This window comes from Halobacillus sp. ABR2_026 (assembly GCF_056158545.1).
This window is the reverse complement of sequence record NZ_JBSWTM010000001.1, coordinates 1,338,408-1,352,334: the sequence shown is the minus strand read 5'-3', so window position 1 is coordinate 1,352,334 and position 13,927 is coordinate 1,338,408. Positions and strand designations below refer to the sequence as shown.

Sequence of the window (13,927 nt, the reverse complement as noted above, 5' to 3'; positions counted from 1 at the left end):
ACCATAATATCAATTGATACATTTTGTAGAGAGTTACAAAGTAAACCTTCTGTTCATTGACTTCGATATTCTTACTAATAACCCCTGCCCATGAAAAGAAACAATTACACAATCAAAGCTCGAAGATAATTTACTATAATTTTTAATATGCATTCTGAATAGATATACGAATGAGCTAAGATATCGTTTCAATTCTCTACTATAATTAATGGGGGGCGTTGTGAAGACGCGAGACTTCGGTGGGAGAAAGAAATTAGCGAGAATCCTCAGGGCGGTAGGTAGTCCGAAGAAGCTCACTAATCTCTACAATAAAGTGATATAATGCAGGATTACACTGATATACATGACCAGCCGTTTCCACCAACCGATCAAGCCGAACACAGCAACGAACACCAAAAAAGAGTAAGCGTCATCCGTTTTCCCATTCATTACAGTTCTTTCAATTTGATTACAAAAGATGGGGAAACAGTAATTTTGACGCTCTACCTCTCAGACGTTATACTAGAATAACTCTTGAGACTTCGGTACTCATTTGAATAAGTTTTCAGGAGTGATAAAATGTCTGAAATTAAAGTCGGAGAATCCATCCAGGAACGCTGCACAAGCTGTTTCCATCATGATCTCACCGTGATTAAAGTGGTTCCTAAAGAATTCGAAGATAAAGTGGCCTATGTCGTATGGACACAGTGCCCGGAATGCGGATCGAATGACCACCAGCTGGCGACCGCAGACCATTAAAAAGCTGATTCAATCATTGTTGAAACCAGCCGTTATTTCCAAGGACTTCCTCAGTTGGGAAGTCCTTTTTTATGCATGTTTTGAATGATAACGGTGTCATGGATAAAGTTTGTACGAATTCTCAGAATCCTATTGTTCCTTCCTAGTATTCTTGATAGGATAGTCTTTATTCCTCTAAAGAGTAACCAACACACCAGGAAAGGAACGAGTCTATGAACCAGAAACAATCATTCTCTACGTATGCCGTCATCGGGACGATGCTTTTCGGTCTCTTCTTCGGTGCCGGTAATTTAATCTTCCCCATTCAGCTTGGACAGTTAGCTGGGACATCCTTTTGGCCGGCGTTGATCGGATTTCTAGTGACTGCCATCGCTCTGCCCCTTATGGGAATACTCGCTATTGTTTTGTCCGGCAGTAAAGGACTGAACGACTTGGCTGCCCGCGTCCATCCGATGTTCGGGCTGAGCTTTTCCATTCTTCTTTACTTAACGATCGGTCCTTTTTTCGCCATTCCAAGGACAGCCACTGTACCGTTCGTTGTCGGTTTTGAGCCTTATCTCCAGCCCGAACAAAGTAGTGTATGGCTCTCCATCTTCAGCTTTGTGTTTTTTGCCCTTGTCTATTATTTTTCTTTGAATTCGGCAAAAATCATGGATATTATCGGAAAGTATTTGACGCCGTCCTTCTTACTGTTTTTATCGATATTAATCATCACGGCGATCATGAAACCAATGGGCGGATTCAGTGCCCCCAGCGGTGATTATGCATCCGTTCCATTCATGACCGGATTTACGGAAGGATATAATACGATGGATGCGCTCGGCGGACTGGCTCTTGGAATTGTCGTCATAACAGCGATCCGAAGTATGGGAATCACGGACACAAAAACAATCGCCCAGACGACATGGAAGTCAGGGATTTTCGCCATGTTTCTCATGATGCTCATCTACGGACTCATCGCCTACATGGGGGCCTCCAGTGTGGCTGTTGTGGGACAGCTTGAGAATGGCGGTCTGACGTTTGCCGCGGTTGCTGAACATTATTTTGGACCGTACGGGGCCGTCCTGCTTGCGGTCATCATCATTCTCGCCTGCTTAAAAACAAGCATCGGGTTGATCATTGCCTGCAGTGAGTTTTTCCATACGATCTATGCGAAAATCTCTTACAAAACGTATGTGTTGCTATTGTCCATGTTGTCTTTCCTCATCGCGAACTTCGGTTTGACGAACATCATCCAATATGCCATCCCCGTTTTGATGTTTTTATATCCCATGGCGATCGTCCTCATTCTTTTGGGCCTCGGTTCAAAATGGTTCCAGCATAAGCGGACCGTTTATGCCGTTTCTATGGCCTTCACCTTTTTCGTAAGTACGATTGATGGGTATAACGCATTGCTGGGAACCATACCAGGAGCTGCAAACTCATGGTTGGATGCGGTCAGCCATTTTTATGCATCCTACCTGCCTTTATATGAAATCGGACTTGGCTGGATGTTGCCAGCCCTAACCGGGGGCGTAATCGGGTACCTTTGGAAGTCTGATCGGAAAGAGGAAGCTTCCGTCCTTCCTCCAGAAACAGAATCTATCTCCCACTAAGGGATGATAAAAAAGACCAGACCTCAGGGTTTGGTCTTTTTTTTGCGCTCTATAAAAAATGCTCATAAATGATCGTAGAATAATAGGCTGCTATAATTTTCCCAGCACACTGCGGTTCCCCTGTCAGTACACCTCAGGAAAGTGTACAAATATTGCTATCAGCGCTTAGTTTTGAAATAATTGTAAAATATGATTCTGGTACACTTTATATAAAATCCCATCCTTATGAAACGATGGGATGTTTTGAAACGTAGGGTAAATGGAAGTCTTTAGGAGTGAGGGAATGTGGTACTGGATCGCTGCCGGCTACTTGATCGGCGGGATTAACGGGGCTTATGTGATCACAAAATATAAGCAAAAAGAAGATATTACACAACTTGGAAGTGGCACGGGCGGAGCAAGAAATGCAGGAAGAACCGGCGGGAAGAGCGCCTTCGTCTGGACCGTGACTGTGGATGCAGTGAAGACGATCCTCCCAATGCTTCTTGCTCTTTATATGAGTCTATCTGACTTATGGATCGCAGCCATGATTGTATCTTTAGTGGGGGGGCATATTTGGTCCATTTGGCTGAAGGGTAAGGGTGGAAAAGGCGTGGTCGTCTATCTCGCCTGCGCGCTTGTCCTCGAATGGCCCGGCCTGTTGATTTTCGGGGGAACCGCTCTCGTTTTTAAGTATCTCCCCTTCCGGTTCTCAAAAATGATGATGGCTGCTATGGTCCTTCCCGTACTCTCCGCATGGATGCGTGGACACGCTTTTTTAGGCTTTGGACTTTTCGTGGGATATGGGCTGGTGGTTCTCGCTCACCGGTTTTCCGTCCATCCCAGCAGGATGAATGAGGAGGAACAACGATGAACGAACACGTACGCTTTAAAGTAGCTTCAACAGAAAAAGAATATGAACAAATCCACCAATTGAATTATGAAACATTCGTTGAGGAAATTCCTCAGCATGAGAAAAATGAAGCCCGTCGGCTGACTGATCGCTTCCATAAAGAAAATACATATATCATTGCCAAAAAAGCCGAAGAAGTTATCGGGATGATTGCCGTCCGTGGCGATCGACCTTTTTCCCTGGATCAAAAACTGCCTGATTTGGATTCCTATATGGAAAAAGCCAGCCACCCTTGTGAAATCCGTCTTCTGTCTGTCAAGAAAGCTTATCGTAAACGGACGACGTTTTTCGGTATGATCGATCAGCTCGCCCGCTACTGCCTGGAGCAGGGATATGATATGGCCGTCATCTCTGGTACCGAACGCGAACGTCCATTGTACCGCAAGCTTGGTTTCGAACCATTTGCACGCCGGGTCGGCACAGAGACGGCTCCCTATCAGCCGATGAAGCTTACCAAAAAGAACTTCGTCAAAGCGACGGATGCGTACCACCGGATCCTTGCCCGCTATGAACCGATTTCTTTTTTAACAGGCCCGGTCCCGATGGAAAAGGAAGTGGCTCAAAGTGTTTTCCAGCCGACCGTCTCCCACCGGTCTCCTTTCTTTTTGGAGTTGATGGCAGATGTCCAGGCCTACTTGCTCGAAATAACCCGGGCATCGAATGTCTCCATCCTTGTCGGGACAGGTACGCTTGCTAACGATGTCGTTGCCCAGCAAATCAAACAGCTTCAAGGGAAAGGGCTCTTGCTATCCAATGGGGAATTCGGAGAGCGGTTGATCGATCACGCCAAGCGGGCCGGCCTTTCTTTTCAAACGCTGAAAAAAGAATGGAACACGCCGATAGATCTCGATGAAATCCGCCAGAAGTTACAGGAAAACCCAAATACCCAGTGGCTATGGTCGGTCCATTGTGAAACATCCACGGGTTATCTGTATGATTTAGAAGCTTTGAAAAAGGTTTGTAAAGACTACGACGTCCACTTGTGTCTTGACGCGTGCAGTTCGCTCGGTGTGGACAATGTTGACCTTACCGGCGTTTATTTAGCTTCAAGTGTCAGCGGCAAAGGGCTCAGCGCCTATCCCGGTCTTGCCATCGTCTTTCATGAAGAACGTCCATTTCCAAATGCCGCCATACCAAGGTACTTGGATTTAGGCCTGTATGCAGCGAAGAAAAGCGTGCCGTTCACGCATTCTTCCAATTACTTGGTATCATTAAAAACAGCCCTCGAAAAAGAAGAGCCAGTGAAAGCTGATCAAATGAAGAGGCTGAGAGCTGAACTGAACCATCAAGGTTGGGAGGTACTCGGGAATGAAGGCTATTCAGACGGAGTCGTAACCATTCCCCTCCCCTCTTCCCGTTCTTCGGTCGCTTACGGCGACTGGTTGAAAAAACAGGGCATACTCGTGAATTATGAGAGCAGATACCTGCAGGAACGCAACTGGATCCAAATCGCGTTGATGGGGGCTATAACTGATGTAGACCTTACCCGGTTGTTTGAAGCTTTGAATCGCTTGAAAGCAACAGAGAGAAAACGGGTCTTCTCATGAACACCTATAAAAAAATGATCGTTTTTTACTGGGTCAAATTTGCCCTTCTTATGTATATAGGGTTTCGGCTTTTCCCAGTGGATATATCCGGCCACCTCCTGATGCTCGGGAGCCTCGCCGGTCCGCTTGTGCTTTTATTCAGTATGCCCCTGTTCACACCCGAGCGAGCACAGAAATGGACCTTGTTTAGTCTATTGTTTCTTACAACTTTTTGGATGTATGCGCATCTTCTCTATTACCGGTTTTATGAAGATTTCATAACGTTGACGATTTTGCTTCAAATTGGAAATGTAGGCGGATTAAGTCAGAGCACGTGGGAGCTTTTTTCTCCGTGGGATCTCCTGTTGTTCATCGATCTAGGATGGATCGGATGGCTTCTGTTCAAACAAGGTTCGATCACACTACCGACCAGCAAGAGGAAAAAGCATCTCGGGACAGCCGGTCTCCTTGTTTTATCCGTCTCATCAGCCGCGATTCTCTACAAACCTTATGTGCTGGATGAAAACTACAACCGTACACAATTCGTAGAAACGATGAGTTTATTTACATACCAAGTGTTCGATGTCATCTATTCCGTTCAATCCCCACTCTTCAAATGGATTTCCGACCCTCAGGATGCAGCTTCCATGCAAGGGTACGTCCAAAGTCAGGAGAAAGAGACGACCCCATGGTTCGGAAAGGCAGAAGGAATGAACGTCGTGTTCATCAGCTTGGAATCTGTCCAGGATTTTGTCCTCGATTTGAAGGTGGACAGACAGGAAGTGACACCATTTCTTAACCGCATCAAACAAGAAAGCTTCTACTTTTCGAACGTATATGAACAGACGGCGCAGGGAAAGAGCTCGGACGCTGAATTTATGATAGACACAGGGCTCTACCCACTGGATGGCGGTTCCGTGTTTGTCCGCCGGCCGGACAATGATTTTCTCGGCCTTCCTGCGATTCTTGAAAATTATTATTCTGCCGTCTTTCACGGCAACGAACGCTCCTTTTGGAACCGGACAGAAATGTATGAAACGTTAGGCTATGACCGCTTCTTCTCAGAACGTGACTATCATGTAACAGAAGAGAGTTCCATCAATTACGGACTGAAGGATCATCATTTCTTCCAACAGTCCATAGCAAAGATCCAGAAGTTGGACCAGCCTTATATGGCGAAGTTCATTACGCTGACGAACCATTTCCCCTTCCTGCTCGATGAGGAAGATCAGTCTTTCAGAACGGAGACGACCTCTGAACCTGTCGTCAATCGCTATCTATCTACCGTCCATTATTTAGATGGTTCTGTGGCAGGTTTCATCAATGACTTGAAAACCCAGGGCCTGTATGAAAATACGATGTTCGTGTTCTTCGGGGATCATTATGGAATATCAACCGAGTATGAAGACGGTTTGTTCGAACTGCTCGACCAACCCGCGACATCCATCTCGCATGTGAAAAACCAGCAGGTCCCAGTGTTGATCCACATCCCTGGAATCAAGGGGAGAGAATTCGATGAAATCGCCGGGCAGATCGACATCCGCTCCACCGTTCTCCACCTGCTCGGTAAGTCCACCTCTGATTATATGAGCTTCAGTGAGAATCTGTTGGCCGAAAATAGCCACGATGCATTCGTCACGTTTCGTAACGGCAACTATATCTCTGAATCTACGATGTATATCAAAGGCATTTGTTACGACACAGACAGCGAAGAACCACTCCCGAGCGAGTCATGCACTGAAGGAAAACAAAAGGCGAGAGAAGAACTCCACCTCTCCGACCAAGTCATCAAAGGCGATTGGCTCCGATATAAAAAGGAATAAACAACAAGGAGCCATCACCCATGGCTCCTTATTCTACTTCTCCTCTCGCGGGTCCTCTCGTGAATCACCAAACCTCCCCTCACTCATACCCTATCTTTAACAATGAGAAAAAGGTGGCTGATCCTGTGTCTGATCCTATCGATTATTCGTCCCCTCAAACAGAATATTTTTTTGACGTCAATCAAAGTCCTCTCTTTATTAAAGACAACCAAAATCTAATCAATGTACTGGGCAAACAACAATTGAATACCTTGAAAGGAAGTTCACTCCTTGATATCTACTTGAGTAAAGGGAATGCCGTGGAACCCCATTATCACCAGAATGCTGCTGAACTTGTATACGGTATCTCCGGAGCCGCGACCGTGTCGATCTTCAATCCGTTTACGAAGCAGTTTCTTCACTTCCCGATCACCCCCGGTCAGGTCGTAAATGTTCCGAAAGGGTGGTGGCATTATGAAGTCGCAACCGAGGACCATACGCATCTTCTCGCGATTTTTGATGCCCAGACACCAGAAGTCATCCTAGGTTCTGATCTTTTGGCCTTCACGCCTCCAGAGGTCATGGCCCACACGTATAACATGGATGAACAACTATGGAAAACCGTTACCAAACCCGTCCAGCCCAGCACCTATATCGGCCCTCCCAACACCTACAACGCCCAGCAGACGCAATCACACTCATATGGTCCTTATACTCCCTACCGCTGGTACAATCCTTACACATAGTATCTCTTTAAACTCCATAAGACGATCAACGCCATCTGTGAATCTTCCCCCTTCACTCAGAATACGATAGGTACAAGGACAGATGTTCCAAAGGAGGAACGGCATGATTCAAATCTCTGGAATGCCTTGGCAGGACAACGATTCCTGGGAGAAGGACGGGACGGATAGAAAGATCCTGGAAGCCCTGAAGAAAACGAGTGTTATTTACACCTTCGCTTCTGAGCGGGAGCTTTTCTTTGAAGTGAAATCCAGAAAGAACATCATCGCCAGTGCAAAAGAAATGGATGGCGGGGAGGCTTCTTTCGCTACGTTCAAAAACGCCCAGTGCAACCCGGAGTACTGGCAGCTGACAGCCGCGGGAGGTTTCCTCTTGAAACGCCATGCGAAGCCGGGCGCTGCGATCCGCGACATTTTCAATAACAGTCGATTTTATAAGTACGAATGTGCCACTGCCTGTGTCATCAACTTCTACAATGGTCTTCTCATGACCATGGGAGAGGCTTCTTTTAATGACTTATTCCCAAGACTATATTTATACAGCTGGCATACGGATGATGATCTCGGTTTGGCCTCTAAATTCATCAATCACTACATTCCCGGAGACGTCGTTTACTTCAATAATCCGGATGTAGAACCCACCACTCCCTGGTTCAGAGGCGTTAATGCAATAGCCATGGGAGATGATTCTTTTTTCGGACACGGCTTCAGTATACGGACAGAGGATCAAATGATTGAAGGGTTGAATTCCAAGAGGAAAACGGACGGTGAGCAGTCGGCGTATTTGACGAGTTTGATCACCCGGCCGACATTCCAGCCTTTGGCACGGTTCTCTGCTGGGCGACTGGTCCATAAAACGACGCCATTTATCGTCCACCATAATAAAACATCTGTCTCCTTCCGTCATTACTTATATGAGCTTGCCTATAAACCGAACTTCTGATTTCCCGCTTTTACGTATCCGTGACATGCACCCATTTTTAAGGTTGACGGGCTCAACTTTGCCTTAGGCGAGTACAATATAGTGACGAATACACAAAAGGAAAGGGATGTTTTCACATGGAAAACGCTAATGCTCCGTACACGATGGGTGCCAATGTCAATGCGCCGTATATGGGTGCAAATATGCCTCACAAACCGGTCGCTCCTATGTACCACTGCCCACCGCGCCGGAACAACTTCGTATTGATCGTCGTCCTGTTCATCTTATTGATCATCGTCGGCTCCTGCATCAAGTGGTAAATCATCAATCATAACCGCTTCCCGGGTACGCGGGATAAAAAAAACGATCGCTCCTCACGAGCGATCGTTTTTATCTTTTCCCATCATTTCATATAACGGTATTCCATAAGACTGTTCAAAATATAAATTTCCTGAAGCAGTTCTTCCCCCACGTTGGTCTCGAGAACTTTTTTACGCTCCAGTTCTTTATCGACCAACCGTTTCACTGACAGGACATCGGTTCCGTCATTCAGAACCTCTTCTTTTGAATTGAAGTGCTTGTGCGCGACAAGCTGCATGCCATAAGAATTGTAAAGAAGGGTATATCCGGCAATTCCCGTTTTGGATTGGTATGCTTTGGAGAATCCACCGTCAATCACGACCATTTTCCCGCCAGCCTTAATCGGGTTTTCCCCTTCAATCTCTTTGACGGGTGTATGACCATTGATAATATGCCCCTGGTCCGGATTCAAATCGAATTCTGCGAGAATCTTCCGGCAGGTCTCTTCGTTTTCCCGCAAATGGTAATAAGGATTCTTTCTCTCTTTGTGCGTTTCCTTATCATTGATAAAGTACCGTTCGAATGTCGTCATTTCTCGTTTCCCAAAGAGCGAAGAATATTCACCGGTCCATAAATACCAGACCATATCTGTCGCAAGATCGTCGGTCTTTGCAGGGTTTGCGAACGAATCCCTGAGATAATGTTCGAAAATATCGAGCAGCTCACGACCGGCATATTCGTGATTCTCAATCTGCATCGTCTCCATGTTCCCTTCCTCATCAACCGGGATACACCCATGAATGAGCAGGTTGCCATTGTATTTCAAATACAAACTTCCTTTTTTCATCAAAAACTTCATGTGCCTCGCGAGCTTTTCGGAATGCTGGATAGAGAACAACAGCTTCTCGATCACCTGCTCTTCTTCTTCAAGGAGACGGTTCGGATCTTCCGGATCAATCGTTGCAAAGCAAGGATCTTCCAGCGGGTAGGTCTTCCCGTGAATCGTAATTTCATTTCGATCATAGTCCACTTTCTCAAGCAGCAGCCGATCGGACATGTTGAAGTAAGGGCGCCTCTTAATGATCGAACTTTCCAGCTTGAATTGGATCATAGCGATGGCCTGGTGAATTTTTGTGATTTGAGAACGTTCATGTTCAGATGGTTGATGGTCTGTATGGATCTTAGGACGGAACGCCGGATGGTCCTCGTAATATTTTTCCGCAAGATTGAGAAGCGGTCTCAAATTGATGCCGTAAGCATCTTCAATGATTTCCAAATTATCATAGCGGGCACAGATCCGGATGATATTGGCAAGACAGACCTTCGATCCCGAAAAGGCACCGATCCAAAGGACATCATGGTTTCCCCATTGGACATCCACCGATGGATAATGGATCAACGTCTCCATAATCTTATCTGGTTCCGGGCCCCGGTCATAAATATCCCCCACGACATGCAGGTGGTCCACGACCAGTTTCTGCGTCGCATAGGCAAGGCCTGTGATCAGCTTATCCGCCTGACCAAGGGATATGATCTGCTGAACGATTTTCTTATAGTACGTTTCTTTGTTGGTGATATCATCTGTTTTATATAAAAGTTCTTCTGTAATGTAAACAAACTGCGAAGGCAGCGCTTTACGCAGTTTCGACCGTGTATACTTCGAGGAAGCATATGAAATGAGCTTGATCATCCGGTCGATGGTATGCGTATACCAGCTCTCGAGCTCTTCATTATCGGCGAACCCGTTTTTGATGCGTTTGATCTTTTCCTCTGGATAGTACACGAGCGTAGCAAATTCATTCAGTTCCTTTTCTGTCAGAACGCCCTCGAAAAGGTCACGGATCTTCTCCTTGACCCTCCCGGAACCGTTACGCAGAACATGTTGAAATGCCTGATATTCTCCGTGGAGGTCACTGACAAAGTGTTCAGTCCCCTTTGGCAGGTTCAGAATCGCTTTCAGGTTGATGATTTCTGTGACGACCTTTTCTTCACTGTCGTATTTTTGTGCGAGCAAGTCTAAGTATTTTGTATTCAAGGTTATGTATCCCCTTTCAAAATTTACCTATTGCATCTTCTTGAAAGCTCGATCCATCCAGTGCAGCAGACCGCTTCAACTTTCCCGCGGTGCCACTGTTCTGGTCCGAAGCTCTACCTTCCCTTTAATTATTTCAGAGGATTCTTTCTAAAACAACAGTCTTTGATAAAATGGGGCTGTTAATATTTGTGTTTGATATTTGTCTGCACAAATGGGGCTACGAGGGAAGGTGATTTCGATGGAAATATTCACACAAAATGTAAACAAACCCCCAGAAAGGAACAACCACTACTTTGACCACAGAAAAGACAGGGAACTCGATGGCCCCTGCCTCCTAGTGTTTATAGCCCCTTTTTCAAGCGTTGGAGTTGATTTGAATCTGTCCTGTTTCTTCTTCATCCATACCAGAGCTTTCCCGTTTCCAAATAAACTTCTGAAAGATGATCCCAAGGCTTCCGACCGCGATCAATACATAGCCGATCATGGAAAAGGTCGTTAAAACACCAAGGTGCTGAATCAGAACCCCACCTAAAAGAGGCCCGATGATAAATAATAGGCTGAGCAGAGAATCAACGATCCCTGACACTCTCCCAATTGCTTCTTTCGGCGGTTCTTTTTGAATAAGGTAATTGACCGCCGCAAATACAAGACCGTTTCCAATGCCTCCAATTAAACCAAGAGCAATGATCGTAAAGAGGAACGTGGTTGAATTCATGTACCCGAAGCCACCGGTCATAATTCCGATAAGGAGACTTCCTGACCCGAAGAACCAGCCGTATTGCCGGATATCATCTTTCTTACTGAGAAGCAAAACGATAAGGAGCGACCCGATTCCAATGGCCGATATGACCCAGCCGGTCAGCTCTTCCCTTTCCGGAAACACTTCACTGAACAATGTGACGAATTGAGCATCGATCATTTGGATGGTAAGCGTCGTGACCACGCCGAACAACAGACTGGCGGTCAGAATCCTGCTCCTTAGCACATAGCCCCATCCTTCTTTCCATGAAGTCAGGAAACCCACTTCCTGTTCACCCGTTTCTTTGGTTTCTGGTTCTTCTTGCGGTTCCAGACGGATAAACAAGAGGATCATCCCGGATAAGAAGAACGATGCACTGTTGATCCCTATAGAAATGGCAGGGGAAAAGGCTGCCGTCAATGAACCTCCAATCAACGGTCCAACGACTTTGACGAGTTGAAATAAGCTGCCGTTCACGGTGACCGCCTTCATAAGGTTACCTTCATCAACAACTCTGCGGAGCAGCCCCTGCTGGGCAGGGATACTGATGGCCCCTGCGGTGTTCCTGAAAAAGATCACCACAAGGGCGAGGATCGGATTTGGCATGAAAACGAGCAGGAAAGTAAGACCGCCACGCACCCAATCAGAATAAATGAGAATTTTCCTCTTATCTTTACGATCGGCGAAAACCCCCGCGAACTGCCCAAGGATAATGCTGGGAATGGCATACATGACTGGTATGAGACCAATCAACAAAGGATCCGCCTCCCAGGAATATCGGAATAACACAAGGACAGCGACAAAGTCGAGCCAGTTCCCAAAATTAGATAAAGCATTAGCCGAAAAGTACGTAATAAAGTTTTTATTTCTCCAAAGTGTCGGTTGTTGTTCCACTATGAATCCCTCCCTGTCTTCTATACAGAAAAGGATAATGGAGAAATATCAGAAGAATATCAGAGGCTGTTCTTTTTTCTTTTCAAATGGAAATCGAGCTTTGCTTCGATACTCTTCCGAAGTTCAGAGAATCGGTACTTCTCGGAATACTCTTTCCACATCCGACCGTAAACAGTCGCAAGCTCACTCTCGGGTCGAACGTTTTGGATGAAAAATAGAATCACATTCAAACTGATCAATAACCCCGGCATGTAATGGGCGTCCTTGAAAAGCTTGAACCCCTGTTTAAAATGGCTGTCCGCTCCTTGGTCTTCTTTTTTCAGCAGGCACTGGACCCCCTGCATGATTTCAAACGTTGCCTGCTCCCTGGAGTACGGGAATTTTTCAAGGGCCGCCTTCACTTCCTGCATCTTTTCATCAATAGCTCCCTTCGGCCCTTGGAGGAATACGAGGTACAGTTCTGTAAGCAGGGTGAAAGGGTATAACGTCTTCAACCCTCTGGCTTCAATTTCCCGCTTCGACTCCGAGAGTCCGGCTTCTGCTTCCTCCAGCCTGTTCGTAAAGATGAGAAGACTCCACTGGTTCAACAGTCTTATTTCTTCGTGATGAAAAGTTGGCAGCTCTTCAACATTCAGTGCTTTCGTAAAATAGTCGAGCGTTTTTTCCTTATCCGGCTGAATATGGGAATAAATATGTATCAGATAATAGCAGCTCTGCCAAAAAGGAACGTTCGTTTCTTCCAAAAACCAGTGAAAGTCCCCTTTCATGAAGCGAAGGTAACAGAGATGGTCATAATCGAAATCAATACCAAAGATATCCTGGTTCTCTTCTAACACTTTCAAAGCCTTCCCCTGACCGTAAAGATGGTATTTGTGAAAAAGCACCTGGGCACTGGAAGCTACCTCCTGATCTTGAATCAGGGGACTGTCATATACATCCTCCTCCACTTTCAGCAGGTATCCCTTCCCACGTACTGTTCCAATACTCATCACGGAGGAGAGCGGCTTCAGCTTTTTTCTCAGACGGTAGATATGGTCATCTACCGTCCGGTCTGTCGGATGTTCCATAGACCATACGGCATCCAGCAATCCGTCCCGGGAAAACACTTGAAAGGGACGTTCCCATAGATATTTCAGCAGCTCATATTCTTTCGGAAGCAGTTCCACCGCCATCGACTCATATTTCACTATGAATTCATGATCGATCCATTCCATACGGCTCATCGTTCTACCCTCCCTTTAAAAAGGGCCGTATTCATTGGGGGAGTCCTCTGGAATCGGCTGGCCGATATCCCATAATTCTACGATCTGTCCGTTCTCGAAACGCATCATATGAACAACGGTCACACCACTTTCCTCAGCCTGTTGCTGAATATGAGAGTGAACGACAACGATGTCCTCCTCTTCGACGACACGTTTGACTTCCAGCTGTTTGTGAGGGTTCGCTGCAGCATCCTCTTCCATGGCCGTCCGAAGCGAAACCGCATCTCCTTGAAAGTAGAGATTGTGATGGATGAGATCACCGCTTACGTAGGTTTGATAAGCTTCTTTCACTAGCCCTTCCGCCACCTGCTTCAAGAAACCCACCGCCTGATCTTTGTTGGATATTTCCTCCGCCTTCTTTTGATCTTCTGTCATGTACAAACACCCTCCCACTTAGATTCCTGAATTTTGAAAATTTGCTGGATAAGTCAATTATTTCAAAAGTATATGAAATTAACAAGAACATCAAAAAAGCACAG

Annotated in this window: 12 protein-coding genes; 8 read left to right on the top strand and 4 right to left on the bottom strand. The window is 46.0% G+C overall.

Annotation, left to right across the window (positions count from 1 at the left end):
- Positions 1-558: 558 nt before the first annotated feature.
- The 8 genes from ACXADE_RS06960 to ACXADE_RS06925 all read left to right on the top strand — a co-directional run bounded on the left by ACXADE_RS06960 (position 559) and on the right by ACXADE_RS06925 (position 8,538).
- The gene (locus tag ACXADE_RS06960) at positions 559-738 is read left to right on the top strand and encodes a hypothetical protein (RefSeq protein WP_474979755.1); all 180 of its coding nucleotides are present in this window, start codon (positions 559-561) and stop codon (positions 736-738) included.
- A gap of 212 nt (positions 739-950) precedes the next feature.
- A complete protein-coding gene (gene brnQ, locus ACXADE_RS06955) occupies positions 951-2,333 on the top strand; it encodes a branched-chain amino acid transport system II carrier protein (protein WP_474979754.1) in 1,383 nt (460 codons plus the stop codon).
- Between the two features lie 283 nt (positions 2,334-2,616).
- A complete protein-coding gene (locus tag ACXADE_RS06950) occupies positions 2,617-3,186 on the top strand; it encodes a glycerol-3-phosphate acyltransferase (RefSeq protein WP_474979753.1) in 570 nt (189 codons plus the stop codon).
- On the top strand, positions 3,183-4,772 hold the full coding sequence (locus ACXADE_RS06945; RefSeq protein WP_474979752.1) for an aminotransferase class V-fold PLP-dependent enzyme: 1,590 nt from the start codon (positions 3,183-3,185) through the stop codon (positions 4,770-4,772). The genes ACXADE_RS06950 and ACXADE_RS06945 overlap by 4 nt, the downstream gene beginning before the upstream one ends.
- Positions 4,769-6,574, top strand: coding sequence for an LTA synthase family protein (locus ACXADE_RS06940; RefSeq protein ID WP_474979751.1), 1,806 nt, complete (start codon positions 4,769-4,771; stop codon positions 6,572-6,574). Before ACXADE_RS06945 ends, ACXADE_RS06940 begins: the two co-directional genes overlap by 4 nt.
- A gap of 125 nt (positions 6,575-6,699) precedes the next feature.
- Entirely contained in the window at positions 6,700-7,299 is a 600-nt protein-coding gene (locus ACXADE_RS06935; RefSeq protein WP_474979750.1) for a cupin domain-containing protein, read from the top strand.
- A 103-nt stretch (positions 7,300-7,402) separates the two neighbouring features.
- Positions 7,403-8,239, top strand: coding sequence for a protein-glutamine gamma-glutamyltransferase (locus ACXADE_RS06930; RefSeq protein WP_474979749.1), 837 nt, complete (start codon positions 7,403-7,405; stop codon positions 8,237-8,239).
- 116 nt (positions 8,240-8,355) lie between these two features.
- Entirely contained in the window at positions 8,356-8,538 is a 183-nt protein-coding gene (locus ACXADE_RS06925; protein WP_474979748.1) for a YjcZ family sporulation protein, read from the top strand.
- Between the two features lie 83 nt (positions 8,539-8,621).
- On the opposite strand, the gene fbp is transcribed toward ACXADE_RS06925, so the two are convergent.
- From fbp to ACXADE_RS06905, 4 genes are all read right to left on the bottom strand, one after another.
- The gene (gene fbp, locus ACXADE_RS06920) at positions 8,622-10,553 is read right to left on the bottom strand and encodes a fructose-1,6-bisphosphatase (protein ID WP_474979747.1); all 1,932 of its coding nucleotides are present in this window, start codon (positions 10,551-10,553) and stop codon (positions 8,622-8,624) included.
- A gap of 355 nt (positions 10,554-10,908) precedes the next feature.
- Positions 10,909-12,186 carry an MFS transporter gene (locus tag ACXADE_RS06915; protein ID WP_474979746.1) on the bottom strand — a complete coding sequence of 426 codons (1,278 nt, stop codon included), beginning with the start codon at positions 12,184-12,186 and terminating at the stop codon, positions 10,909-10,911.
- Between the two features lie 59 nt (positions 12,187-12,245).
- Entirely contained in the window at positions 12,246-13,409 is a 1,164-nt protein-coding gene (locus ACXADE_RS06910) for a winged helix-turn-helix domain-containing protein (RefSeq protein ID WP_474979745.1), read from the bottom strand.
- A 15-nt stretch (positions 13,410-13,424) separates the two neighbouring features.
- The gene (locus tag ACXADE_RS06905; RefSeq protein WP_474979744.1) at positions 13,425-13,823 is read right to left on the bottom strand and encodes a nuclear transport factor 2 family protein; all 399 of its coding nucleotides are present in this window, start codon (positions 13,821-13,823) and stop codon (positions 13,425-13,427) included.
- Positions 13,824-13,927 lie beyond the last annotated feature (104 nt).

Excerpts from the sequence above, each read along its gene's own strand:
- ACXADE_RS06960 (WP_474979755.1), top strand. The coding sequence starts at position 559 with ATGTCTGAAATTAAAGTCGGAGAATCCATCCAGGAACGCTGCACAAGC.
- brnQ (WP_474979754.1), top strand. The coding sequence starts at position 951 with ATGAACCAGAAACAATCATTCTCTACGTATGCCGTCATCGGGACGATG.
- ACXADE_RS06950 (WP_474979753.1), top strand. The coding sequence starts at position 2,617 with ATGTGGTACTGGATCGCTGCCGGCTACTTGATCGGCGGGATTAACGGG.
- ACXADE_RS06945 (WP_474979752.1), top strand. The coding sequence starts at position 3,183 with ATGAACGAACACGTACGCTTTAAAGTAGCTTCAACAGAAAAAGAATAT.
- ACXADE_RS06940 (WP_474979751.1), top strand. The coding sequence starts at position 4,769 with ATGAACACCTATAAAAAAATGATCGTTTTTTACTGGGTCAAATTTGCC.
- ACXADE_RS06930 (WP_474979749.1), top strand. The coding sequence starts at position 7,403 with ATGATTCAAATCTCTGGAATGCCTTGGCAGGACAACGATTCCTGGGAG.
- ACXADE_RS06925 (WP_474979748.1), top strand. The coding sequence starts at position 8,356 with ATGGAAAACGCTAATGCTCCGTACACGATGGGTGCCAATGTCAATGCG.
- ACXADE_RS06910 (WP_474979745.1), bottom strand. The coding sequence starts at position 13,409 with ATGAGCCGTATGGAATGGATCGATCATGAATTCATAGTGAAATATGAG.
- ACXADE_RS06905 (WP_474979744.1), bottom strand. The coding sequence starts at position 13,823 with ATGACAGAAGATCAAAAGAAGGCGGAGGAAATATCCAACAAAGATCAG.